The 26,753-nt window shown below is 41.3% G+C and carries 21 protein-coding genes; 10 read left to right on the top strand and 11 right to left on the bottom strand.

Annotated features, from left to right (window positions below):
- Positions 1-58 precede the first annotated feature (58 nt).
- From NCWK1_RS20175 to NCWK1_RS20160, 4 genes are all read left to right on the top strand, one after another.
- Positions 59-2,746 carry an efflux RND transporter permease subunit gene (locus NCWK1_RS20175; RefSeq protein ID WP_103125935.1) on the top strand — a complete coding sequence of 896 codons (2,688 nt, stop codon included), beginning with the start codon at positions 59-61 and terminating at the stop codon, positions 2,744-2,746.
- Entirely contained in the window at positions 2,746-3,729 is a 984-nt protein-coding gene (gene hpnA / locus NCWK1_RS20170) for a hopanoid-associated sugar epimerase (RefSeq protein ID WP_103125934.1), read from the top strand. Before NCWK1_RS20175 ends, hpnA begins: the two co-directional genes overlap by 1 nt.
- Positions 3,730-3,824: 95 nt before the next feature.
- Complete coding sequence (gene hpnH / locus NCWK1_RS20165) at positions 3,825-4,844, top strand: adenosyl-hopene transferase HpnH (protein ID WP_096578607.1); 1,020 nt, start codon at positions 3,825-3,827, stop codon at positions 4,842-4,844.
- A 163-nt stretch (positions 4,845-5,007) separates the two neighbouring features.
- Positions 5,008-5,379: a DUF2237 family protein gene (locus tag NCWK1_RS20160; protein ID WP_103125933.1), complete on the top strand. Its 372-nt coding sequence runs from the start codon at positions 5,008-5,010 to the stop codon at positions 5,377-5,379.
- Positions 5,380-5,609: 230 nt separating this feature from the next.
- Here NCWK1_RS20160 and NCWK1_RS20155 read toward each other — a convergent pair whose 3' ends face one another.
- The 7 genes from NCWK1_RS20155 to NCWK1_RS20125 form a co-directional block, all read right to left on the bottom strand.
- Positions 5,610-6,440, bottom strand: a complete 831-nt coding sequence (locus NCWK1_RS20155) for a squalene/phytoene synthase family protein (protein WP_096578611.1) — start codon at positions 6,438-6,440, stop codon at positions 5,610-5,612.
- 882 nt (positions 6,441-7,322) lie between these two features.
- Positions 7,323-8,534 (bottom strand): aspartate aminotransferase, encoded by a 1,212-nt coding sequence (locus tag NCWK1_RS20150; RefSeq protein WP_096578613.1) that lies wholly within the window; start codon positions 8,532-8,534, stop codon positions 7,323-7,325.
- Between the two features lie 189 nt (positions 8,535-8,723).
- Entirely contained in the window at positions 8,724-9,911 is a 1,188-nt protein-coding gene (locus NCWK1_RS20145; protein WP_096578615.1) for an iron-containing alcohol dehydrogenase family protein, read from the bottom strand.
- Between the two features lie 405 nt (positions 9,912-10,316).
- On the bottom strand, positions 10,317-10,838 hold the full coding sequence (locus NCWK1_RS20140; protein WP_096578617.1) for a Ycf51 family protein: 522 nt from the start codon (positions 10,836-10,838) through the stop codon (positions 10,317-10,319).
- 224 nt (positions 10,839-11,062) lie between these two features.
- Complete coding sequence (locus NCWK1_RS20135) at positions 11,063-11,452, bottom strand: hypothetical protein (RefSeq protein ID WP_103125932.1); 390 nt, start codon at positions 11,450-11,452, stop codon at positions 11,063-11,065.
- A 366-nt stretch (positions 11,453-11,818) separates the two neighbouring features.
- Positions 11,819-13,132, bottom strand: coding sequence for an O-antigen ligase family protein (locus NCWK1_RS20130; protein ID WP_103125931.1), 1,314 nt, complete (start codon positions 13,130-13,132; stop codon positions 11,819-11,821).
- The gene (locus NCWK1_RS20125) at positions 13,114-13,956 is read right to left on the bottom strand and encodes a YaaW family protein (RefSeq protein ID WP_096578623.1); all 843 of its coding nucleotides are present in this window, start codon (positions 13,954-13,956) and stop codon (positions 13,114-13,116) included. The genes NCWK1_RS20130 and NCWK1_RS20125 overlap by 19 nt, the downstream gene beginning before the upstream one ends.
- A 145-nt stretch (positions 13,957-14,101) precedes the next feature.
- Between NCWK1_RS20125 and NCWK1_RS20120 the strand changes: the two genes are divergently transcribed.
- From NCWK1_RS20120 to NCWK1_RS20095, 6 genes are all read left to right on the top strand, one after another.
- Entirely contained in the window at positions 14,102-15,136 is a 1,035-nt protein-coding gene (locus NCWK1_RS20120; protein WP_103125930.1) for an NAD(P)/FAD-dependent oxidoreductase, read from the top strand.
- Positions 15,137-15,684: 548 nt separating this feature from the next.
- Positions 15,685-16,062, top strand: coding sequence for a hypothetical protein (locus NCWK1_RS20115; protein ID WP_096578627.1), 378 nt, complete (start codon positions 15,685-15,687; stop codon positions 16,060-16,062).
- A 236-nt stretch (positions 16,063-16,298) separates the two neighbouring features.
- Entirely contained in the window at positions 16,299-17,195 is an 897-nt protein-coding gene (locus tag NCWK1_RS20110) for a hypothetical protein (protein WP_103125929.1), read from the top strand.
- A gap of 14 nt (positions 17,196-17,209) precedes the next feature.
- Positions 17,210-19,132, top strand: a complete 1,923-nt coding sequence (locus NCWK1_RS20105; RefSeq protein ID WP_103125928.1) for an Hsp70 family protein — start codon at positions 17,210-17,212, stop codon at positions 19,130-19,132.
- Between the two features lie 375 nt (positions 19,133-19,507).
- On the top strand, positions 19,508-21,676 hold the full coding sequence (gene topA / locus NCWK1_RS20100) for a type I DNA topoisomerase (protein WP_103125927.1): 2,169 nt from the start codon (positions 19,508-19,510) through the stop codon (positions 21,674-21,676).
- Positions 21,677-21,750: 74 nt separating this feature from the next.
- Entirely contained in the window at positions 21,751-22,428 is a 678-nt protein-coding gene (locus NCWK1_RS20095) for a polysaccharide deacetylase family protein (protein WP_096578635.1), read from the top strand.
- Positions 22,429-22,525: 97 nt separating this feature from the next.
- Here NCWK1_RS20095 and NCWK1_RS20090 read toward each other — a convergent pair whose 3' ends face one another.
- From NCWK1_RS20090 to NCWK1_RS20075, 4 genes are all read right to left on the bottom strand, one after another.
- On the bottom strand, positions 22,526-22,867 hold the full coding sequence (locus tag NCWK1_RS20090) for a helix-turn-helix transcriptional regulator (protein ID WP_103125926.1): 342 nt from the start codon (positions 22,865-22,867) through the stop codon (positions 22,526-22,528).
- A 192-nt stretch (positions 22,868-23,059) separates the two neighbouring features.
- Positions 23,060-23,503 carry a hypothetical protein gene (locus NCWK1_RS20085; protein WP_103125925.1) on the bottom strand — a complete coding sequence of 148 codons (444 nt, stop codon included), beginning with the start codon at positions 23,501-23,503 and terminating at the stop codon, positions 23,060-23,062.
- Between the two features lie 549 nt (positions 23,504-24,052).
- Entirely contained in the window at positions 24,053-25,300 is a 1,248-nt protein-coding gene (gene mltA / locus NCWK1_RS20080; RefSeq protein ID WP_187308194.1) for a murein transglycosylase A, read from the bottom strand.
- 66 nt (positions 25,301-25,366) lie between these two features.
- On the bottom strand, positions 25,367-26,695 hold the full coding sequence (locus NCWK1_RS20075; RefSeq protein WP_103125924.1) for a proton extrusion protein PcxA: 1,329 nt from the start codon (positions 26,693-26,695) through the stop codon (positions 25,367-25,369).
- Positions 26,696-26,753: the final 58 nt, after the last annotated feature.

The following is a 26,753-nucleotide window of genomic DNA, read 5'->3' as shown; positions in this document are numbered from 1 at the left end:
ACTTGAGACGATTAATGTAGCATGACAATTAATTGGGACACCAGCAAAATTTTCCAAGATGGTAAAGGTTAGTAGCGCAAAATCTGCACGAGAACGCTTCAATATTTCCAAATTGGCCATTGACTTCTCGTGGTTGACAGTGAGTTTCTGGATTGCTGTAACGGTAGCTGGGCTTTTGGCGTTCAGTTCCCTCAAGTATGCTTTATTTCCAGATATTACTTTTCCGGTGGTGGTAGTCAACGCCACAGCACCACTGACAACAGCAATCGATACAGAAGCCAAGCTCACCAAACCAATTGAAGAGCGCCTACGCTCTGTGGAAGGACTAGATGATCTGCGTTCATCTGCCTATCCTGGTCAAACGGCCGTTAGTTTAGCTTTTGCAGTTGGCACTGATTTAGAAAAATCCACCAGCAAGGTAGAAACTGCGCTTAAGCAGTTAAGTCTACCGCAGGGTGCAAATTACAAAATTATTCCCCTGAACCTGAACGAATCAGCCGCCGTTAGCTACACCATAGAGAGTGCCTCGCAGAATCTCACAGAATTGACCAAGGTAGCACAAGACAAAATTATCCCAGTCATTACCAAAGTACCGGGAGTCTTGAAAGTCAATTTGTTAGGAGCGCCTAGCCCTACACCCGCATTACCAAGCGCCCAAAATGCAACTCCGGCACTTCCCCAAAGCGGAGCCACATTAGTCAGGTTTAATGGGCAAAATGCACTGGCTTTTCAAGTCATCAAACGAGGTAACGCCAACACCTTAGAAGTGGTGAGTCGGGTAGAAAAAGAAGTGCAGAAGTTGAGAACCAACCTCAAGGATGTCAAACTCACCTTAGCTGCGACCCAAGCCGAGTATATTCGTCATGCCACCAAGTCAACCATAGACGCGCTCATCGAAGCCATAGTGTTGTCAATTGTGGTGATCTTTCCTTTCTTGTGGAGTTGGCGAGCCACTCTCATTTCGGCACTGGCGATTCCAACTTCGTTGTTGGCGACATTTATCGTTATGGCGATTTTTGGCTTCAACTTAGAGACAATTACCCTACTGGCTTTGGCCTTGGTAATTGGCAGTATTATTGACGATGCGATCGTTGATGTCGAAAACATCATGCGCCATGTTGAAGATGGTGCAACTCCTCGTCAAGCGGCATTATTAGCTACTAATGAAATTGGTTTGACTGTGACTGCGGCCACATTGACAGCTGTGGCAGTATTCCTGCCTATAGGTTTAATGGGTGGGGTAGTTGGACAATTCTTCAAACCCTTTGGCATCACCGTTTCAGCTGCAATGTTAGCTTCTATGCTGGTGGCGCGGACTTTATCACCAGTGCTGGCTATTTACTGGCTAAAACCTGTATCTGCTAAACCCCGTAAAAAAGAAGCCAAGACATGGTTAGGGTTTAACCATGCTTACCGCAACTTACTGCACTGGTCTTTACTACACCGTAAGCTAGTCGTAGCATTAGCAGTCCTCAGTTTTGTAGGTGGGATAGCCTTGATTCCCCTAATTCCCAAAGGATTTATCCCTAAACTCGATCGTGGTGAGTTTAACATCACTTATACTGCTCCTTTACCACAAATACCAGATTTAGCAGCTTTACAAAAACAGGCGGCTGCCCAAGGTCTTCCCCCCTCTGGACAAGCTTTCCAGTTGCCTAACCCCCTCAACGACTCTCTAGACGTTGCTAAGAAATTAGAAGAAGTTGTGAGGAAATCGCCAGCCGTGGAAACAGTATTTACTACTGTTGGTTCCCGTGAAGGCGAGCCAAATAAAGGCACACTCTACATCAAACTCAAAGAAGACCGCAATATTACCACCGCCGAACTGCAAGACCAATTCCGCACCAGCTTGCCCACATTAAAGGGAGTAACAACCAGTGTCGAAGATATTCAATTTGTTGATACAGGTGGACAAAAACCTTTACAAGTGGCGTTGCGAGGTGATGATTTACAAGCTTTAGCCAAGGCCAGCAAAGCCATTAAAGAACGCTTAGTCAACATTCCCGGATTGGCTGATATTACAGTGACCGGTGAAGCTAATCAACAAGGCCAATTCTTGCAAATTCAGCGTTTGAATAATCAACGAGTCGCCTATATCAGTGCCAACCTTGGTCAAAATTTATCATTGGGTGATGCAACTGACAAAGTTGTGGCAGAAGCAAAAGCTGTCTTACCTCCTGGTGTGACTCTTGATTTAGGTGGCGATTCTGCCAGCTTGGCAGAGGTATTTGGCAGTTTTGCCTCGACTTTGTTGTTGTCAGCCCTGTGTATTGTTGTAGTGCTAATTTTACTCTTCAAAAGTTGGGTAGACCCGGTAGTGATTGGTGTTTCCTTACCTTTGGCCTTGGTAGGGGCATTACTGGCGCTATTGTTTACTAAGAGCGACTTCGGGATGATTTCGCTGATTGGCTTTGTCTTTTTATTAGGACTGGCCAATAAAAATGCGATTTTGCTGGTGGATTATATTAACCAACTACGTGAATCAGGCTTAGATCGCACCGACGCTATCTTAAAAGCTGGGCCAGTGCGTTTGCGACCAATTATGATGACGACTGCTTCCACAATTTTAGGGATGTTACCCATTGCTTTGGGTTTAGGTGCTGGTTCAGAATTGCGATCGCCTATGGCTGTTGCTATTGCTGGTGGCTTAGTTAGTTCCACAATCCTCAGCTTAATTGTCGTACCCGTAGTTTACGCCATCTTAGATGACTGGTTCCCGCGCTTTAGTCAGGAGGCAAAAAATTAATGCAGGCCTTTGTCACAGGGGGAACTGGTTTTGTCGGTTCCCACTTAGTGCGGTTACTACTGCAACAAGGATACAAAGTCACAGCTTTGGTACGTCCTAGCAGCAATTTAGCCAATTTACGCGGCTTGGATGTAGAACTAGTCAAAGGCGATTTGACAGAGCCTGAGATTTGGCAACAAATGCGGGGTTGTCAATATTTATTCCATGTTGCCGCCCATTATTCATTGTGGCAAGTAGACAAACAACTACTATATCGCCACAACGTTATCGGCACACGCAATATTCTTGAAGCCGCCCACAAAGCCGGAATTGAGCGCACTGTTTATACCAGTTCAGTATCAGCCATAGGAGTCGGGCCAGGCGGTAAACCTGTCGATGAAACTTATCAAAGTCCAGTAGAAAAACTGATTGGCAGTTACAAACAGTCAAAATTTCTCGCCGAACAAGAAGCGAAACAAGCTGCCGCTAGAGGGCAAAATGTCGTAATTGTCAACCCTAGTAGCCCAATTGGTTCTTTAGATATTAAGCCTACACCCACCGGAGATATTATCCTGCGGTTTTTGCGGCGAGAAATGCCCTTTTATCTAGATACTGGCCTAAATTTCATTGATGTGCGGGATGTGGCTTGGGGACATTTACTGGCGTTACAAAAAGGTAAGTCAGGCGATCGCTATATCTTGGGACACCAAAACCTCAGCCTCAAGCAACTACTAGAACAACTTGCCGAAATTACCAATTTACCAGCACCCCAGCGCACCATCCCGGCTTGGATACCCTTGAGTGTGGCTTGGATTGATGAGACAATTCTGGCACCTTTAGGAAAAACGCCTTCAGTCCCCATCGATGGTGTCCGGATGGCTCAACAACACATGTATTACGACGCTAGTAAAGCTGTCCGCGAGTTGGGACTACCCCAGTCTCCCTTAAAAGCAGCCTTAAAAGATGCTGTCGATTGGTTTATCGCTGAAGGCTATGTCAAATGAAAGGCAGAAGTCAAGAAAGGGGCTAGAGGCTAGTATTTTTACTCAGCACTCAGCACTCAGCACTTTTTACTTATATAGAGAGGAGTAATAAAAAAGTGGGAATTAATCTACAACAAGCGATGGATATTGGGAAGTATCTGGTAACTCAGCGTTTTTTAGGGCGCAAACGCTTCCCCTTAGTATTGATGCTAGAACCATTATTTCGTTGTAATTTAGCTTGTTCTGGTTGTGGCAAAATTCAGCACCCCGTGGAAATTCTCAAACGTAATCTCACACCAGAAGAGTGCTTCGCCGCAGTGGAAGAGTGTGGCGCACCTGTAGTTTCCATTCCTGGGGGAGAACCACTACTCCATCCCCAAATTGATGAAATTGTACGCGGGTTAGTAGAACGCAAGAAATATGTTTACTTGTGTACCAATGGGTTGTTACTAGAAAAAAGCCTCGACAAATTTCAACCTTCACCTTACTTTACCTTCAGCGTTCATTTAGATGGAATGCGAGAATGGCATGATAAATGTGTCGATCGCAAAGGCGTGTTTGATACTGCCGTACAAGCCATTCGTGCAGCCAAAGCCAAAGGTTTTCGCGTCACCACCAACACCACTATCTTTGAAGGTGCAGATATCAAAGAAATGCAAGAATTCTTTGATTTTCTCGATAGCCTAAACATTGATGGGATGATGATTTCCCCTGGCTATAGCTATGAATGGGCCCCAGATCAAGATCATTTCCTCCAGCGTGAACAAACCCGCGCCCTCTTCCGGGAAATTCTTACTCCCTACACATCGGGTAAGAAAAACTGGAACTTCAACCATAATCCTTTGTTCCTAGACTTTCTGATTGGCGAAAAAGACTATGAATGTACACCTTGGGGAAGTCCTAGTTATAGCGTCCTCGGTTGGCAAAAACCCTGTTATTTGTTAAACGAAGGCCATTACACCAGTTTTAAAGAATTGTTAGACAAAACAGACTGGAGTCAATACGGCCGCGCCAGTGGTAATCCCCAGTGTGCCGATTGTATGGTTCACTGCGGCTACGAACCAACCGCCGCGATGGATGCAATGCAACCGCAAAACATTGCCCGTTCTCTAGGAACAGTGTTTGGTAGAAGTTAAATAAGTAGTCAGCAGTAAAGCTTAAATTATGGGTGCGTTACAGCAAAACGTAACGCACCTTATGGTTCATTGACCTGAGAAAAATAGGTTTTTTATGATAGCTATTTTCATCTAGCAGATTGCATCATCAAACTAGACTATGAAAAAACAGAAGGAATAGAAAATGGCAGAAGCTAAAAATGTACTCGGCACAGATTTACAAATTTGCTGTACTTCGCCTATGACTGGATTTTACCGAAATGGTTACTGTAACACTGGTGGGCAAGATTTGGGAATGCACGTTGTTTGCGCTCAAGTAACCGCAGAATTTTTGGAGTTTACCAAATCACGAGGTAATGATTTGAGTACACCAATGCCCCAATATAATTTTCCTGGATTACGGCCTGGCGATCGCTGGTGTTTGTGTGCCGCACGTTGGCAAGAAGCAATGGATGCTGGTGTTGCACCACCCGTAGTTTTGGAAGCCACTCACGCAAGAGCCTTGGAAGCCTGTTCGTTGACCGATTTAAAACAATACGCTCTTTCTGCGTCCTAAAACGGCAAGTTTTCGATGAATTATATAGCTGTCGGAACTGCGGAATTGCTAAATTTTTACCCTACTGTAATTGATTTTGAAATACAGACGTGCATTAATCACGTCTGTATTTTCTGGTTACTTGCTTTTTAGATTTACGACGTAGTTAAAAATTTGGGTTAACAAACAAAAGACACCACAATCTAAAATCAGCACTATTAAACTTAATCAATTGTACTGAATCAAAGTTATTAACTGGCTTTGACATTTACAGCATTTAATTGCTCAAGCAAGGCAATGACATCGCTGCGACTGAGTTTTTCTTTACCATTGGCTAGAGCATCAATCGTACCATGTGCCAAAGTTAAGGGAATTTGACAAAAGTTTAAAGCAGGGCCAGTAGGCAAAGCTTGAGTATAAGCATCTGCTAAAGCTAAGTTGCGTAAGGCATACTCTTGCATTTCTGTTACTGTCCAACCTTCTGGAAAGAAGTCTACACCACGTCCCATATCTTCAATATGGTTGCGGAGAATGTTCACAGATTGTAAGCCACGACCAAAGCCAATTGCTAGAGTGCGGTTGGTTTGTGTACCATCGTACCAAGTCCATAAATCAGAAAGTAACAATCCAACTGCACCTGCAACCCCAAAGGTGTAACGATCTAAATCAGACTCTGTTTCAATTTTCCAGTTTCTGTCTGCCCAATGAGCCATCCGATCAGCCATTGCTGCGGTTGCATCCCAAATTCGTGGTGCAATAGTCTCAGGGGCTAATAATGACCATTCCCTTACTCTCAGAGTTACTTCTGCTAAGACATCCTCATAGCCACTAAATCCTACTGAGAAAGCATCAACTGCAAAGCCATCAACTCCTGCTTGTAATGTCAAACTAATCTTGTGTAACAGTTGTGCCTTTGTAGAATTATCCAGTTCTGGATGATCTTCAATTTCATCAATGGCACGCATACACAAATATGCTGATGCAACGGCTTCTTGCAATCCTGACGGTAAAATACTAATTGGAATATAAAAAGTTCGACTAGTTTCTTTAAGGATTTGCAAGGCATCACCACGTAAATCCATGTTGTCACTCCCCTCTGAGTTTTTACACCACATGCAGTTGAAAGTTGTTTGATGATCCGGGATATACTTTTTACTCAATCTGAGAATCTTGAGATGCGTTAGTATTTCATCTAAAGATTAATAGTCTTTGTATCATAATTAACGAAAAATTCAAACCTATTAAATTCATGTCTAGTATATAGGACTTTGGTTACTGAAATTTGTTCTGTGTGATTTGATATATTGAGCAAGCATAATTTTTTGCTGTAAATATAAACAACTATGCTAAAATTCGGCAAATTATATAACTTAGTTGTTCAGTAGCGATGCGCCAATTGATACGACCAGATACACCCAGTCTGAAGACATCATAGAGTGCCAGATCAGGTTTCTGCATTGTAAAAATATTCTGAAAAACTGAATAAAATCTCTCAAAAAATGCGTATGCCTGTAGATGTCAACAAATGGCTGACTGTAAACTGCCGAAAAACTTTAACTCCCGACTAAATAGCTTTGCAAAATGCAATATTGCTACTAGACAAAAAATTTTAAAATCAAATTTAGAAGATGAATCTGACTAGTAACGCAAGGTAAAAGTCAAAAGAATTGTATTTCAGACTTCTGCACCATGTTGGATAGTCTATTGATTTACGACGTGGTGTACTAAGTAGAGGAAAATACTTTCAACGAACTTCCCAGCTTCAAGATAATTGGTACTTACAGCAGATTGTAAATAATTGAAGTACACCATTTAAATCTCAAACCTAGGTATCTAGCTTGCTCTGATTCAAAAGTCAGAACTATGAATTTTGCTATTAATATTTTTTGAATCTTTTTACACTAAAACCCCTAGTATACTATAGTGTATTAGGGGTTTTGATAATTAAAATCTGAGGTCACTTATTAAAGTGGCACAGAAACTAATGTTTCAGATTGATATGAGATCCCAGCTTGCTTAAACCGAAGTAAGGCTTCACCCAAGCGATCGCAATCTGCAATCAAACTGATTCGCACATACCCTTCACCTGCAACCCCAAAGGCATTACCGGGAGTCACCACCACGCCTGTTTGTTGTAATACATTCAAGGCAAAATCTGTAGAACTAGTACCCACAGGGCATTTCACCCAGAGATACATAGTAGCCTTGGTTGTGGGAATGTCCCAACCCAACTCACCTAACCCTTTAATCAAAAAGTCGCGGCGGGTGCGGTAACGCTGTTGGACTTCGTGCAAATATACATCTGGCAGTTGCAAAGCCGTCTCAGCAGCCGTTTGCAATGCTGCAAAAATCCCATAATCCAAATTAGTTTTAAGTGTCCGTAAACCTTGGATAATTTGACTGTTGCCGACGACAAAACCCACTCGCCAACCAGCCATGTTGTAAGTTTTGGATAAAGTATGAAACTCCACACCAATTTCTTTTGCACCCGGAATTTCTAACAAACTGGTGGGTTGATAGCCATCAAAAGCTAACTCGGCATAACACAAGTCATGCACCAGCATAATTTCGTATTTCCGGGCAAAGGCGACAATTTCCTCAAAAAATTCTCTCGGTGCAGTGGCCGCGGTGGGATTACTGGGATAATTGAAATAAAGAATCTTGGCTTTTTGGGCTACTTCTTCGGGAATCGCCGCTAAATCTATCAACCAATCGTTCTCTGGTTTGAGAATTAAGTTATGGACTTGCGCCCCAGCAATTACAGGCCCACGAAAATGAGCGGGATAAGCCGGTGAAGGCACTAAAACTACATCACCAGGGTTGATATAGGCCATTGCCAAATGTCCTAATCCCTCTTTAGAACCGAGTAGCGGTAAGGCTTCGCTATCAGGATCAAGTACTACACCATAGCGGCGATTGTACCAATTGGTGATGGCACGACGAAAACTAGCAGTACCTTCAAAGGGCGGATAACCGTGATTTGCCGGATTTTGCAAAGCGGCGATCGCTGCTTCTACCACTGGTTGTGGTGTGGGGCCATCGGGGTTCCCCATACCCAAATCAATTAAATCCAGTCCTTGTTCCCGTGCCTTTGCTTTCAGTTCATCTAAACGAGCAAATACATAAGCGGGCAGTTTCTGTATGCGTTCTGCTGGGGCAATCCAATTCAGTGTCATTGATGTACCACTTCTTGATACAGTTGATTTGTGAGTGAAATTTCTCTCAGATACTACAGTTGACGGCTGTGGATAAATTTGAGAAAACCATGAGTTAGCAAAATCCGACTTTGATAAAAATTTTGGGTCTGGGTAATATATTTGGCAAAAAATCAAGCATAAAATTTCATCCTGCAAGCTGGAAGTTATTTACTCCTGAATTTGCTCTTCCATTGCCCTAGCAGCAACCCGATTGCTACATTCTCTACTGTCGGTTGGTGCCGTGGTAGAAACCATTGCGGCCATCAGCTGTTCTATCCCTACCTTGAAAGGTAAGCGATGAATGTCCGAATTAGGTGCGAGAGAAATTTCCGCCGCTGTTTTTAACTCGCTTAATTTGACATTGCCTAAGCCCAAATCATCTAATTTTTGAGGCAAGCCAATCTCTGCATAAAATTTCAACAACTGTTGGCGTGCAGTGGTGGCTAACTGATTACCCAAAATCATTTCTTCTAAACGTAGTTGCACCAAGATACCAAATGCGACTTTTTCTCCGTGAATGCTGCTGTGTCCGGCAATGTGAGTTAAGCCGTTGTGTACAGCATGGGCGGCAACAGTCCGACACTGCGCCCCACCCAGTCCGCCAATGACTCCCGCTAGTAGAACGGTCGCATCGACAACTTCTTGCCAAACTTCACTGCCTGGTTTTTGTAGCGCAGCGGCTGACTTTTGAAATAAAATATCCCGCAAAACTCTGGCTTGTTGGACTGCGGCAATAATTAAAGTCTGCTGCAAGTGTCCACTACTCACAGAGGCTTCATACCATTTAGCGATCGCATCACCAATCCCGGCGACTAATGTATGTTGTGGTGCTGTTTGAATCAAGTCGTAGTCCAGAATTAATAAATCGGGACAGCGAGACAACGCCACATCATACAAAAAAGCCCCTGTCTCAGAATACACATTAGAAAGGGCTGTCCAAGCTGCACAGGTAGCTGCGGAAGTGGGAATTGTCACCACTGGTAACTGTAACTGATGGGCAACTAATTTAGCTGTATCCAAGGCTTTCCCGCCCCCAACACCGATAATTAGATCAGCTTTGTGTTCTTTCGCTGCCTTCCTTAAAGATTTCAAACTCGCTTCCGAACAATCGGCACCATAGGATGCTTGAGCAGTATGCAACTGTTGTTGTTCTAAAATTGGTTGTAAAGTATCTTGAGTGAGGGCTAGAGTTTGATTGCCAGCAATGATTAAAGGACGACTGCCTAAAAGGGCAATCTCTGCTGGTGATGCTGACAAGACTCCAGATCCACGGATGACTTTTGCCGGAGCGATCGCCAGTGCCGATAATGAATTAGATGTTTGAGTAGACAAGGTAGTAGTTGATTGATGGGGCATATAACTAGTTAGGCAAAACCTGAATTTGTATTGATGCTAGTAGGATTACATAATATTTCCAGAAGGCTGCCGCCTATCAACAAAACTCACCATCACTTACGACCAGCACCTACTAAAAATTCTTCCATTGATGGAATTGGTAAGTATTATCTTAATCTAAAAATAATCCTTATTGTATAGTCAAATACAAAAAAAATTAATGTCTTCTTGAACACAAAATTATGACTTTGCTAATAGAGAATATACTTATAAATTTGATTAAAACGGAAACAATCTCAAAAACGCGATGCTTTTGGGTATAGGGGTGTAAATGAACAACCAACACGTATTATCGAGAGCCGAGCTAGTTAGCACATTATCTATAACCCCTACACCTTTCTACATCTGCGTAAATCTTGAGCTTGGTTAAGCGGTAGGTTTTGGCAATTGAGCAAATTTATCTGTATAAATCTCAACCGATATCTCAGTATCTTCCCTTGATTCTAGAGATTGTTTGAGTTGACCAAGATAAAGTGGTACAGAAAGCCCAGGTTCTGGGTGTATAACAGTACGGGCGCGAACCGTCAGATAATTGTCACTTCGCTTACCCAAGCGACCATAAGTATATAAATTACTAGCGGCTTGACGCAGGGTAGCCTCTAACTGTGAGGGGGAAATGGTTGGTGAAATAGCAATTACGGCTTGTGTCGCACCGTTATCATAAACCAGCGTAAATTTTCCGGCTCCGGGAATCACTGTCCGACTTAGCGGTACTACAGAAAGTGCAAATAACCCGCCTGTTAGTACCAGCATAAAGCCAGTTGTACCTACCAGCCGAAAGCGGATGCCCCACTTAAAAACAAAAGACAGTATTGCTAAGGCAGCAAATACTAATGTGGCAATACCCGACCATTGGGTGAATTGAAGAAAATCAGCTGTTGAGAACATACAGATTGGCTACTTGGGTATCTTCACATTTTACAGACACACCCATTTTACCGAGTACTTATACCATTTCACTTTAAGTTTGATACAAATAGGCCGCAGGGGAGCAGGGAGCAGGGGGAAAGAATTAAAAACCAATGAATTTGCATCAAGATTTTCGTGAAATGGTATTACACTTATGCTGTTGTTTCTTCTCTAGTTATTGTGCAACTCTACTCGGCAGAATCTTAGGAGGGTGTACAAGTAATAGAGACAACACCTTTATCGGAAACTGCGAACTTTACTCTATATTCTGCTAGACAAGTCTCGACTAAATTACCGTTTCTAATTTGAATTTTTTCTGAAAGTTCACAGCTAGTAAACTGTCCTTTTTCATCAAACACAATATAACTTTTGGCTTTGCAAGGAAAATTAGATGTTCCAGCAACAGGACTAGAAACTTGAACATTCATCTTCTGAGCAAGCAAACAAGTTGCCAAGGAATTATTTGGATAATAAACCACAGTACCTGGTTCACAAGCAATTGCAGCTTGAGCAGGTAAAGAAATACCAAAATTAATCGTTAGTAAACTTGATGCAATCGTTAATAATGCAAATCCCTGAAAAGGTAATTTCATATAATATTGTCCATCTTGAATGAAATTAAAAAATAGTGCTTAACTGATAAAAAATAAAACATACAAAAGGGCATCTAAAGATTAGATGCCCGTCATGTAGGAAACCCCCAAAAGGGTTGTCCTTACACCTTCCCAACTATCAGCAACAGTGATTAATTTATGAGTGATCACAAACTAATCACACTTACCTGTAATTTTATTAACTAATAGTTACTAATGCCGACAGTGTAACTACGTAAAATAATGCAAGCAATTAAATGCTATTTTTGAGCAAAATTGCTTATATAGATAGTACAAGCGTAAATCAAGCATCCAACACAAATAGACTAGACAAGTGCATTCATTTAACCCTTCAGACTTGTTGTACTAGTTTTCATTTGGCGAAAGCTTGTAATTTTGATGAGAATGAAATACAACTCCACAAATAGCTGATAAAAATAACCAGGAGAGTGTATTAACTCGAAAATCAAATAAAGTGACATCCACTGTATTAAATAGTATCCATTGCCCAAATACCAAAAGATAACTGAAGAATATTAACTTATCGGTTTTAGGTAAATAATTGGATTGGCGCAAAAATTGAATGCCTGCAATTAATATCCAAGCTAGTAAAGCACAAAACACAAGAGTAGTAGGAAATCCCGTTTCCGCCGATAGCATTAAAAACAAGTTATGAGGATGACCTAAATCAATGTGCATCTTGGCTTTGTAGAGTGCGGAGAAACTACGTAAACCCCAACCAGTGAAAGGATGCTGTTGTGCTAAAGACCAAGCAAACTCCCACTGAGTTTTTCGCATTAAAGCCACTGGTCGATCTGGATACATTTCATCGTTTAACCGCGCCCAAAAGAAAGCCGGGACAACTCGGCGAAAAATTTGGGCAATGGGGGAAGGGGCAAAAGCTGCTAAAAGAGTAGTAGTTACAACAGCAACAACGCTACCAACCAAGATGCGCCAACCTTGATATAGTGCGTAAGCTAAACAGGCAATTATGGCGATCGCCCATCCGTTGCGCGAGTTGGTTAAAATTAAGGCGGCAAAACTGGCAATTACAGTCAGGGCAAGAAAATAGAGTTGAGAATTTTTTTTCTTTTTTAATTGCCATTGTTCTAGCAATAGCCCCAACCCTACAGTAAAGACGATCGCTAGATAAGCAGCCAAGAGGTTGGCGTGCATAAATAAAGCCGCCATTCGCCCTGGCGGTTCTCCTCCAGGTGCGATCGCCCAATCTAAAACAATCCACAAAAACTGTAATTTTAAAGCCCAAGCTAAAAACAATTGTCCAAAGCCCATAATGATTACTGGTACAGCACCAATTACCAAAATCCAAGCTATGTGGCGCAATTGAGCAATAGTCTGAATTAAACTATTTAAGCCGGCAAAAACAAAAAAGTAAGGTACTAAATTAAATAAACCTAAAAAAGCATCGGTTTGATTCGTTGCAAATCCTGCTGTAATTATCAGGAATAAAGTAAACAGGGCAAATCCCCGGTTGATCGGGCGGCGAATAATTGTGCGGGATTTTTGCAGCCAAGTGATTAAAGCTGCCAAAGCCATCGCCACAAACCCTAAAAACGGCGCAAGGGGAAAAATTAATAGCCCAATTTGGCAAGAATTCCAAGCAAATTGGCTTTTAGGGTTGGGATGATCAAAAGCAAGTTTCAAGCTGGCTCCCAACATTCTGTGCGAGTGAGACGAATTTGTGCTAGGGCAAAAATAGTCGGGATAATGCGACCATAATTAGTGGCGATCGCTCTCCAACCTAAATCTGCTAAAAACCAAGTCCACATAGCTGGCCCGACAAAGGCAAACATTGTGCGAACTGCTCCATAACGCGCTGCACTCAACGTCATACCTCGTCGCGCCATTTGCAAGGCGAAGTATGTTTCAAACTGAGTTTTTGCTACTGTTGAACCTGTAATTGCGGCTTGTTTCGCTACTTGATAGGTAGCAAAATGCAGCGCAAATTGTTGAGCAATTTGTTTGAGAATAAATGGTTGAATTACAGAAGTCACAGCTAAAGCACTACCACCCTTAAAAATTAATCCCAAGGGGTCACGTTGCAACATGATTGGTAGAGGTTCTTTAAGTTCTGTTTTCACCAAATGACGCTGTACTTTGACTGTCAATTTTTGTTTTTCTTTTTCCGGCAGTTTTTTCCATACTTGCCCAAGCAGATGTAAAAATACTTCTGCTTCTAAATCAACAGTTGTTAACTGATGGGAATAAGGAATTTTTAAATATTTACAAACTTGAATTAGCGCTTGGCGGTAAGTTACTTGGTTTGTACGTCCGCGCAATACTGTTACCCCATCTGCTGCCAAAAACCGAAAACGCTCTTCTAGTGAGTCTAACCAAGCTTGGCGGCTCTGGCTTTGAATTTCGATAGGTTCAGGTGTCTGAACATAATCTAGGGGATTGAACTTTCGACTAAATAAAATTGCTGTTAAATCTTGCAATTCATCATCGGTTGCTAGTTCTAAGGCCGCCCTGAGTTCATCCAATGTTCCTTCCTCCCTTCCGTGCAGCTTATCTGTACTTTATTCTACTATTAGCGTTTGGCGGTCTTTAGTAGTCTTTTTATCCTTCACCATCTGTAATTTGTCATTGGATAATAACCAAAGACTCAAGACTCAGGACTATTAACTAATGATAGATGTTGCAGTGATTGGTGCTGGCATGGCGGGTTTAGTTTGCGCCCAGCAGTTAAAGCAAGCGGGATATTCGGTGTTAGTTGTAGAAAAGTCCCGTGGTTTGGGGGGACGAGTCGCTACACGCCGTTTACATGAAACTTGGGCAGATCATGGGGCGTGTTATCTGAAACCCCAGGGTGAATTTTTCCAAGAGTTTGTCGATTTATTGCGCGATCGCCAAATTATCACAGTGTGGAATCATCATGAACTCCCCAACGCTGCACCGCGTTATATTGCACCTGCGGGGATGAGTGCGATCGCTAAATTTTTGGCTCAAGGTTTGGATGTGTTCTTGAATCAACGGGTGATGGCGATTCATCCAACTCCCGAAAATGCTTGGCAGTTAATTCTCGAATCTAGTCATGAAGAAATCACGGCCAAAGCTATTGTGCTGGCGATTCCTGCACCCCAAGCTGTGATGTTGTTAGAACCCTTGGGAGAAAATTTATTAGGAACAGACTTTTTAAATAACCTGCGGGCGGTAGAATTTGCGCCTTGTATCAGTGCGATCGCCGGCTATCCTGCTGATTCCCTACTCCTACCAGATTGGCAAGCCCAAAGTTTTACCAATGATCCCATTTTGGGATGGATTGGTTTAGATAGTAGCAAGCGTCCCCAGCCGCCACAACCTGTATTTGTCGTCCAAAGCAGTGCCAAGTTTGCCCAACAGCATCTAGAAACTTCAGACTTGCAACCTGTAGGACAGGAAATGTTGCAGCAAGCCGCCCAAACTCTAGCTCTTCCTTGGTTAGAAACACCCTTATGGCTGCAAGTACATCGTTGGCGTTATGCCTTTCCCAGTCATCCTTGGACAGAAACTGTTTTATCTGCCAATACTTCCCTACCTTTGGTTTGTTGTGGTGATTGGTGCGGCGGTAATCTTGTTGAAGGCGCAATGCTTTCTGGACTGGCCGCGTCCGTTGCAATTAATCATCATTTGCATCAATTAACTCTCACTAGTGTGAACTTTTTCAAAATTTTTACCTTTTAATTACATCTATCGTTAGACTGGTTGCTCTGCGTAGCCAGGTCTTTTTTTTCAGGATTTGCTACACTTCTACCTCAATAATTTGTTTTTTTTAATACATAGAGTTAAATAAAAAATTATTTAGAGACAATAGGTAATCAATCAATAAGTAATGTAAATTACTTAGCAAGGTTTACTTTCTTGAATATTTCCGTCTTAAGGATGTTGTTAATAAAAAATTAAAATTGATCCCCTAATGATTATGATGCGTTTTGTGTAGATTTTCGCCAGAAAAATAGAAATTTGAAATAATTAGCATTGTGGATATAAAGTTTCGGTACTGTACTATTTAGTGGGAATTTATAGACATAGGCTAGAAGTTTAAAGTATAAAATTTAACTTAAACAACTCTAGCTAAATGTCGAATTTTGTACCGATATAAAAGTAAAAAGTTGGGTATAAAAACCAATTTAGGCTAAGTAGTTTTGGCTGATGAGCAAAATTCAGTGAGTCTTTCAAGAATCAATTCTTTCAAAGAAGACTCAACCGTATTTAAAAGGAGATAAAAACTTATGAAAACAGTAGTCAATTTAACACGCGAATCAGTAGTCAGAGAAATTGGCAGTGTATTAGACACATATTCATATCATCCTTATCAAGAAACCTTTGTAATTCCTGAATTACGTCAAGAACTGATTAATTTCGTGATTAGCCGCATTCCCTGTTTTTATAACGAGGAATTTGACCGAGAATTTCCGCTACAAAACATCATCAAAGATTGTCCAATAGAGCAAAAATTTCCCCGTAGTCCATTAGAGCATAAACTACATTTACAAAACTTAATTCATCAAGGCATTTTTGCAATTATGCAAGATAAATCCGCTTGGATTAATCATCATTTAAGTGGCACAGTTGAGCCTGGTTGTGAACCTTCTCAATGGTTTGGTTAAATTATGAATCTTACACTTTATCTTAGCTGTTAAGCTTGGGTCGTAAGTTTTGATAATCTATAACTAGTTAAAAGGCTAAAAGTAAGGAGTTATTGCTACTCCTCGCTTTTAGCTTTTAGCTTTTCACGGATATAACCTTTCTGGATCTATCCATCGGGAGTTAATTTTTCTGGCAATCAGGGAACCGCTATAAGCTAAATTTATAAAGGGTGAAGTGCGATTAGTAAACTTAACCAATGAAAACTATAACTACACTGTTTAACGCAGAACGTAACCAACTACAGATAGAGATTGATAATATAACTAGTGTTGAACAAATAGTTAAGCTAGTTCAAAATCGACTTGATAATTTAGAAAGAATTTATATTAGCGAGCTAAATTTAACTCAAGTACGTTTAGCATCATTTTTTTTAGATATGCTACGACAGTCAATCGCTACTTTGACTGTGGTTAACCAGTCTCAAGTTATTTTAAAAGAGCAAAAGCCAATTACTAACCTAGCAGCAAATTTTGACCCCAACAGAGTCATCCTAAAACTGCTCAAAGCACTTATTTATATAGGTATTTTCGGCTCTTTATTTTCTTTAACGAAAATTACCCTGAGTGCGTGGATGGGTATATTACTAACTTCACTGCTTCTCGGTTTAGAAGTTGTGCTGCAACTGGACAAGAGTAATGTTACCTCTACGGAATCATTAGAGATACCCCAACCTGTGCTGCGAGTGGATAGCAAACTGCTTTTAGATAACTTAGCTGATGCGCTGAATACTATTGATCTAGCAGTGGCTAGATTTGCCGAAGGAAACAAACTAGAAGACGATCGCACTTTAGAAGAACTACCAGAGTTACTGAATTTTCTTCAAAGGCTGATGGGTGCATCATTTCTCGAACAACCGCAAATGGCGATCGCTTTAACAAAACTCCTCCCGCAAATTCTCATGTCTCAAGGAATTCGCGCTCAACTTTACCAACAGCAAGCACCCCAAAGTGAACGGGAGTATTTTGATTTTGAGCCGAGCATCGACCCAAACACCAAAGATTACGTTACCATCACACCTGCCTTGTTAAAAGGCGATCGCTTACTCCGGCGTGGTCGAGTGATTGAGCCAGCATACTCTGAGGCGAGAGAATAGCAGACAATAAAAGTATGAGAATTTTAGAAACAATCGGTTTTGATTTGGGACATGGTGAGACAGCCGTAGCCAAAGCCATAGTCGAAAGCATCGAACCGCCCCAAATGCTAGAAATTAATAACAAGAAAAATCAAATTACTGCTTTAGGTTGGCATCCCAAACTCGGTTATTTGGTAGGGGAACAAGCCTTAATTCAAGCTGGCGTTACCCAACTAAGTATATCTTTTAAGCAAAAACCCAACCACGATCCCAATTACAAAAAAACAATCTCAACTTTTCTCGCTACTTACTACCAAAAACTCCAAGAAAGCAAACAAATAGAAGGCGAGGAAAGTAGTTATTTTTACATTGGTTGTCCTTCAGGATGGTCAATGAGCGATCGCCAAGCATATCAAAAACTACTTCAAGAGGCTGGTATTCCCCACCTCAACGTCATACCCGAATCCCGTGCGGCTTTTATGCAGGCCAAAGAAGCCGGAAAGTTGGAGTATGAGAAACTCCTAGCATCGGTGCTAATTGTGGATATTGGCTCTTCAACCACAGATTTTACCTTGGTAAAAAGCTTACATGAAATTCCGTTAGATTTTGGTAGTAATACTTTAGGTGCATCCTTAATTGACAAAGCAATTTTTGCCCGGACTCTTGATAAACATGAGCAAAAACCATTACTCGAAAAAGTATTTCAAGAATATCCCCATCACCAAGCACGTTGTGAATTAGCCTGTCGCAAAGCCAAAGAAGATTATTTTTCTAATGAACAGCTATATAACGACCCGCAATCTTTTGCCCGTGGCTTTGAATCCATCAACGAACAAATTTATTTTATCCCCCAAGTCAACAAATTGATGATGGAGGAAATTCTACACCAACCTTTACCCGAACTAGGAAATAAAAGTTGGATTCAAGCATTTCATGATGCTGTCAGCGAAGCCAAAACCAAGCTACAACAACTTGAGACAATCCCAAAATTAGTGCTGATGACTGGTGGTGCATCGCGGATGAAATTTACCCATCAAATTTGTCAGCAAATGTTTCCCGAACCTGAAAGCCAACTCCGCCCCGATCCTGAACCAGAACGCTGCATTGCACTGGGTTTAGCGCGAGTTGGAAGATGGGATCTGCGGGCGGCGGCTTTCCAACAAGAAGTGAATCAACTTTTGGATTCTCAAAAACTCACAGAATTAATTAGTAGGCATATCCCAGAGTTAGTTGAATTGTTAACTCAGCCATTAGCAGAAAACTTGATTGATCACGCCGTCAGACCAGGAGTAAAAGACTGGCAAAAAAATAAAATTCGCACTCTAGCTGATCTGGAAACATCAATGAAAAATCGCGCAGAAGAGTGGTTAAAAGGTAATGTCGCCCAGCAAATAATTAATAATCAATGTATTCGTTGGTTTAACAACAAAATTCAACCAGACTTAGCAGCCGTTACCGACCCCATCTGCCGAAAATTTCAGATACCTAGAAGTAGTTTAAGGTTTGAAGATAGCATCGAACCAGCTTTTGTCAACCCCGAACTACGAATTGGTGATGCTATTTTGGCTGACACAGTGGCGTTTATCGTCAACGTCGTCATTGGTGGTGGTACTGTTGCTAGTATCATTACTCTGATTCTTACAGGACACTTAACCTGGCCGATCGCATTAGTCTACGGTGCTTCGGTCATGGCCGCAGGTATGGAACTCAATCGCAAAACTGTCCAAGAAACAATTAAGAAAAATATCGATATCCCCAGTTGGATTCGTTCTAGTTTAATGAACGATCAGAAAATTGCAGATATGTGCGTCCAAATCAAACCGGAATTAGAAAATGTCTTTCGAGAACAATTAACTAATAATCAAGCAGCTTTTGAACAACTCACTCAAAAAGTTGAACAAGGTCTACAAAAAGCACTTTCTATGAAAGTTCAAGAGGCGGTTATTTTAATTCAATAAGAAAGTAAAAATACGGGATGAATTTGTTTCACGCAGAGGCGCATAGGGGAGAAGGAGTTGAACATTTAATTACCTGAGATTTTATTTCTTACAGGACTTACGCAAAATTATGAAAAAACGAACCGCAAAGGGCGCAAAGGACACAAAGTTATAAGAGTTTGAGAGAGTTCTTGAGTAAGTCCTATCTTAATTCATCAACGCCTCATAAAAATGCCTATCTGCGTACCCTCTGGGAAGCCGCTATCGCGTCTATATCCGCGTGCATCTGCGGTTAATTTTATTGCATTTTTTTAAGTAGAGCGTGATGATTGATAGTTCAGGAATCAAATCGTATTACCATATCAAAGACTAGAATCTCAGTTATCAAAAGCATCTATGCCGAAACGCCTTCTAGTTGTTGAATCTCCTGGGAAAGTCAAAAAGCTCAGTCAGATTTTGGGTGCTGATTGGATTGTGCGGGCTAGTTGTGGACACATCCGCGAACTGAGTGATACGGGGGAAGATTCTTTAGGTTTCGTCATTAATGATGGTAGTGTTAAGTGCAACTATGTACCCCGTGACCAACGCTCTAAAGAAACTATCCAGCAGCTAAAGGCAGTTAGTAAGCAGGTTGATGAAGTTGTTCTCGCCACTGACCCAGACCGAGAAGGTGAAACAATTGCTTGGCATTTAAAAGAAGTGCTGGGATTGCGAGAACCGAAACGAGTTATTTATAGTGAAATTACAGCATCGGCGGTACGAAGTGCGATCGCTAATCCTCGTAAACTGGATTTTAACTTAGTTGGTGCTGGGTTATGCCGCGATTGTCTTGATAAGCTTGTAGGCTACAAAGGTAGTCCCTTGGTTTGGGCGTTAAACAACGGTGCGAAGAGTGTCGGGCGAGTGCAAAGTGCGACGTTGCACCTAATATGTCAGCGAGAACGGGAGATTGTCACCTTTGTACCCCAAGACTATTGGAGTGTTTGGGTAGACTACGCTGAAGGGTTCCGAGCTTTTTATAAAGGTACAGCCAATTCTCTCAGTGATGCACCAGAAACAGAAACAGAAGCCCACGATGATGCAGCGGGTAATAATAACACTCAAGCGCCAGAATCTAAGCGGGTTCTTTCAGAAGCAGAAGCCATACGATTAGTTGAGGAAGCACGTCAGCATCCCCATCAAGTAGTTCATGTTGAAGGTAAAACTGTTTATCGTCAACCACCACCACCATTTATTACTTCCACCTTGCAACAAGCAGCAGGTTCCAAGCTGAAATTAGCTCCTGATAAAACGATGGTTTTAGCTCAAAAGCTGTATGAGGCGGGGCTAATTACATATATGCGAACAGATTCAGTAATGTTAAGTCCTGAGTTCTGCGCTGCGGCTCGTCAGTGGTTGGAAGAACATGATCCGCAGAATGTACCGCAGCAAGTTGCCAAGCATCGCAGCGCTAAAACAGCCCAAGAAGCCCATGAAGCGATTCGCCCTACCGATGTGTTTCGTCCATCAGTCCAGCTACGTCAAGAATTACCTGCTGAGGAATTTGATTTATATGTGATGATTTGGAAAAGAGCGATCGCATCTCAATGTCGGGCTGCTCAACTCTGCAAGACTCAGATTATCACACACTCTGGTTCCTTGTTATGGCAAGCCAGAGGCCAAGTAGTCGAATTTTACGGTTACGCTCGCTACTGGAATAACCTCAGCAAAGATTTTGTTTTACCTGTTGTGCAGCAGGGACAAGCATTAACTCTAGAGAATGCGAATTCGGAGAAAAAACAGACTCAGCCGCCACCTCGTTACAGTGAACCGAAATTAGTACAACTCATGGAGCGCAAAGGCATTGGTCGTCCTAGTACATTCGCTCCTACTGTCGCTACTTTAAAAAAGCGGGGTTATGTGGAGTTAACCAAGGGTAATCTTCAACCCACAACTTTAGGGCTAGAAGTGGATGATTTTTTGCAGAAAGCTTTGCCAGATTTACTAGAAGCAGAGTTCACAGCCAAAATGGAAAGCGCCCTCGATGCGATCGCCGCAGGCAAACAAAGCTGGCAGCAATACTTAACAACTTGGAATCAAAATTACTTCGCCCCGGCTTTAGTAAAAGCCAAAACTGTTGTTATAACTCCATCAAGTGCCAAAACATCATTAGCTAAACGCAAATATGATACATCTAAAACACGCTGTCCTGAATGTAATAATTTTCTCGCTAAAATTCCCAGCAGCAAGGTCAAGAAAAAATATTTCCTCAAATGCACCAGTGGCTGTGCAAATATAGTCCTATTTTGGAGTGACTTCAGCAAATCTTGGCAACCACCACGCACCCAAGAAACCAAACCAGAAAATCACTCCCAACCGCCTGCTAAGTTAAGCTCATATCCCTGTCCAGTCTGTAAAAAACCACTAGAAGAGTATAGCTACACCAAAGATGGACAAAATAAAACCATGCTGCGTTGTTCTGCTGCATCTCGTCAAGATAAGAAGCATAAAGATGTGGCTTATTTTAGTACAGCCAAAGGTTGGTGGAGTCCGAAGTTTGGCGAGTTGAATTCAGAGGGAAAATAAGTCCCTTATACTCCTACACCCTTACACCCAAAATTCTAGAGCTAGACTAGGGGAAGCTACAAAAAAAATTGGTAATGCAGTTTGCTCCCTTTTTCCCTTTTATTTATCGGATTCTTCAACCGAGTTTTCCTGATTGTCTTTGGTGTGGCGATCGCAACTCCAAAGCGATCGCCCTGACTTTTGACGATGGCCCCCATCCCCAATACACCCGCCAAGTATTGCAAGTTTTAGACCGCTACAATATTACCGCCAGTTTTTTTTGGTTGGGTGCTTGTGTTAACCGTTCACCAGAGGTTGCTAAAGCCGTGTGCGATCGCGGCCATTGGATTGGATTGCATGGTTACGATCATCGTTCCTTTCCTTTACTTACCCCCAATGAACTCAAGGAAAGTTTAGCAAAAACCCAAGCGGCTATTTACGATAGTTGTAACCTCCTACCTGAACAAGTACGCGATGTTCGGCCTCCCAATGGTTTATTTACACCAAAAACTTTAAATTTATTCCGTCAATGGAATTACCGTCCGGTAATGTGGAGTGTTGTACCAGAAGATTGGGTCAGTCCGGGAATTACCACTGTAGTGCAGCGAGTCAACCAACAAGTACAAAATGGTTCACTCATTGTTTTACATGATGGTGTTTGTGGCGGACAAGACGTAGCTGCAACAATAGAAGTCTTGATTCCCCAATTACTACAACAAGGCTACCAGTTTGTAACAGTAGATAATTTATGGAGATACAATCAAACTAATTAAAATTGAATACTTGAAAATTACCGACAGATTATCTCTTGCCAAATACTTTTGAGAGATTATCTATCGGTTAGTCCAGGGAATTTACTTAAGGGCTACGTTAGCTACTCGTGGCTTGACGCTTTTGAGTAACTTCACTTTCAGAATTTATGGTTGAAGCTGCTGCTTCAGTTCCCAATATCTGATGTATTTCGTTTATAGAACTTGGTTTCGCTACAGGTTCTTCTAATGGTTCATTCACATATTCTATTAGGTCTTCTACTTGGCAATCTAAGGCCTTGCAGAACCTAATGATTCTTTCAATGTGGTCTGTCCCAGTTCTGCCGCTTTCCCAGTTTTGAATAGTGCTTTCAGTTACGCCAACAAGACGCGACAATTCAAGCTGGGTCAGCCCTGCTCTCTCACGAAGCAAAGCAATCCTCGGTTTTGGCTTTTGTTTCACAGCTACAGCACTTTTATCTCAATATATAGTGCTAGATCCTAGCACCAAAAAAAACCTGCGCCTAGAAAATCCCTAAAAAAACTTTATTTTCAACCATCTTCCTGAAAAATTTGGACTATAAAGAGGTCAGGGTGTCAGGATACAGGGGAGATATGCTCTACTCAGTACTATTGACCATTGACTATGAACCAATCAAAGACACTTTTGTAACTGTCTTTCTAAATCGGCTCGCAACCACAAGTCGCCTACAGACCAAACCCATAGCTGATTTGGTGCTTCCACAAAATTCTCTGGTGTATGGGTAACGATCGCATCTAGCAATTGATCACTGACACAAACTAACTCTACAGCAGATTCAAAATCTCTCAAGGGTAACGAGCGTGCTAGTTGCAAAATTTGCTGGTCAACAATACAAATGTGAATTTTTTCGCGCAACCAATCAATAACTATCTCCGCAATTTGACTGTTTTGCAAGCGACTAGTGTAAGCGGCTATTTTTTGCCAGCCAATATCTGTTAAATACAACTTAATTGATGGATGCACCCCATCGAGTAATTCTCTGACATCTTCTGTCAATTTGTGGCGATTTATCAAAGCATCTAAGATTAAATCGGCATCAACTAAAATCCTGAACACTTTCAACTCCCAATGATGGACTGAATAAATGCAGCTAAGAAGTGGTTAGTAACCATTCAATATGCTCCCCTAACAGTGAAGCGTAGTCAGCACTGAGTTTTTGTAGTTAACCCGCGATCGCTAAAATTCAGAATAAAGGTGCTGCTAATATAAACGAGCATTAGTCGTAGTAACTGGAACTTAAACTTACATCATCAAATACAAGGGAATTAATCATTATTTCAGATTTGATTTTCCTTTTGTTTTGGCAAAATATTAAGATAAGTAACTTATCTGTGATAAAACTATAAAAAAAGAAAAGCGATCCATTTCACATCACAATCAACTTAAATACGCATAAAATAAAAGCAAGCTTTAACATTGCTCTGTCTAAATATTGACTATTAGCAAGAATGACGGCAGATGATTTGATGAGTTCCAAGTTGAAAATTTTTTTGCTATTTATAGCAAAATGCTGCTGAATCCCCACAGTTTGATCAACACAAGTTCTCGCTGAGTGCTGAGTAGGAACCCAATAATTTTAATGCTTTGGCTATAGTGTCTAGTTTTTTAAGGCTTGAGTAACAAGTAATACAATTGTCCATTGCTAACAGTAACACCAGCGCGATCGCCTGCAACTTTCCCAGTACCCAAAAAATAATCCACTCTACCTGCACCTTTAATGGCTCCACCTGTATCTTGATCAAGCACATAACGGCTAACAATCTGATGTTCCATCTCACCGTTACTCGTGGCAAAAGGAAAAGCCGCGCGAATTAAACCTAAAGCACCAGGAGGCATGAGAGACTTATCTGTAGCGATTGAGCGTTCTGGTGTGAGTGGGACATTAATCGAACCTTGGGCTGGTGCGCCGTGGTTTTCTTGAAAAAACACAAAACTGGGATCACGGGGGATATATATATTTAATTCTGGGGGATGCTGTTGAAAATAGTCGAGGATGATAGGCATTGTCATCCCCTGTAAAGGCAATTTGCCATCATTGGCTAGTTCTCTGCCAATACTTTTATAGTTATAAGCTGTATTACCTGCGTAACCTATAGTTGTTTTAGTTCCATCGGTCAATTGTAGCTGCGCCGAACCTTGAATTTGAATCATATATGGTTCCAGGCGATCGCGGAACCAAAATAACTCTAATCCGCGCAATTTTCCTGACGCTCCTTGTAAGCCATCAGCACCTTCTAATTCTAAGCGGGTAGGATGAGGCTGCGGCCAGGAGTTGAAATCAGCAGGTAATCGATAAACCGGATAGCGAAATTCCGCTGTGGGAGAGCGACTAGCCTGATACAGTGGTTCATAATAAGCGGTAAATAAAACTGTGCCTTTTTCGTCTTTACCAACAGACTGGTAATAAACAAACTCGCGTTCGATGGCTTGATGTAATTCTTGAGCAGATTGAGATGTGAGGAGGAGTTGGCGGAATCTGGTTAAGCTTTTGATGATGCGATCGCGGGTAATTCCCGTGACTGGATATTTTTGATAAGCTGCGATCGCTCGTGATGTTTGCAAATATTGTAAACTGCGATCAATAGAAGTAATTAGGGCTTGTTTATCTGCTAATTGATTGTTTTCTGGTTGATATAAAACTTGATCGAGACATGAGAGATCATCTTGACAACAACTAACAGGCGATCGTTGAATCAGAACTCGCTGGGTATTTTGTAAAGACTCTGGGATCTCCCATTTTTTCACTCTACATCCTGGTGAACTCAGTTCTCGATATCCCAATGGCTGCATCCCCACCAGAAAAATCAACATAATGATTGGTAGACTGAGGATAGTTTCTAATCTATATTTCATTGATGACAAAGTGCTGAGTATTCAATAATTTCCTTATTTCTTTGTCCCAACTTCTAACTCCCCCACCTACTCATTCATATTGCGGTAAGTTGCAACAGCCGAAGGCGAAATCCGGTTAAGGTAACGGAATATCCAGTATTTAAAAATCGTATCTAAAATTACTGGAAATGTCGCAATAAACAAAAAGATAAAATCTCGATTAGCAGGTAAACCCCAATGACGAGATATCCCTTCTAAAATTACTTCCCAGCCGTGGGGAGAGTGGAATCCTACAAATACATCGGTAAACAAAATAATAATAAATGCCTTGGCACTATCACTCAAGCCATAAACAAGATTATCAAAAAAATCTTTTAGTACGGAAATAGATTGCTTACTAACCAGCAGCAACCACACAAAAGCAACTACCGAGAAAATATCTGCAAAAACATTTTTAATCGCATTAGCACTTTCGCCTCGAAATTCTTCAGCAATTTCTGCTGCTTTTTCTTTCAGTTTATCTTCTATTGCTTCTGGATTCAGCGTTGGTGTCAGTCCAATTAAATTTTCAAATTTAAGTCTTTCCTCAAATCTTTGTAATTCTGCCAGTGCTTCTTCTTCCATTTCAAAATTGATGAAGACATTTGCTGTTTCATCTTGTCTAAAATGGCTAATTAATGGCCCAACAATCAAAGTTTTTGATAGTTGATGTGCTAAAAGAGGTACAATAATTAGTAATAATATAAATCTGATCGATATAATGGTTCTTCTTTGAGCCTGACGAAAACTTTGAACAACATCTTGCTCTGAATTAGGGTCTAATTCAACTTGTAAACGACTAATTGTACCTAAAATTGAGCGCGGCAATACACCTGTTGTATCAGCTTTTCGCCGTGGTTTTAGTTTTTGTTCTATATTTTTATTGGCTGATGGTGTCGTCAATGGAGCAGGTGATTTTTGTGTAGCGACCTCATCAACTTTGACTATTTGTGGTTGGGTAACTATTGCAGAATTAATCTCAGGATCAGCTACAGTATATTTTGATATGACTTCATCAATAAATCTTAACTTTTCTAAAATGATGTCAGCACTGGGATATTCTATCCCGGTTTTTCGGGCTGCTTTTTGATTAGATTCGTTAGAAAACCAACGGCTGGCTCGAAATTCCGTCAAGCGCATCCTGGCAATTTTTAATTGTTTTTTTAGATCTAACTCAAAATAATCCATCATGCTGCTGCTGTAGCTGCTTGAGTCAACGTCTATCTTCTGTCCGTTGAAATGCTCATCTTCTATGGATTTAATTTGTAACGCTGCTTGATAAGCCTCATCAAGAGAACGCTGTGGCGTTAATAAGTACCAACGGTAAGCAGCTAGTAAGTAAGAGTAAATTTTTTGAGTAAAAACAAAATTATTCATTTTAGGCAATTATCCAGCCTTTTCTAGTGATTCTTAACCCTAAGTTAACGCACAAGAT

The sequence above is a fragment of the Nostoc cycadae WK-1 genome (assembly GCF_002897135.1).
In the GTDB taxonomy this organism is placed as follows: Bacteria; Cyanobacteriota; Cyanobacteriia; order Cyanobacteriales; family Nostocaceae; genus Nostoc_B.
The sequence above is the reverse complement of the archived record's forward strand: the minus strand, read 5'-3'. Positions and strand labels throughout refer to the sequence as shown.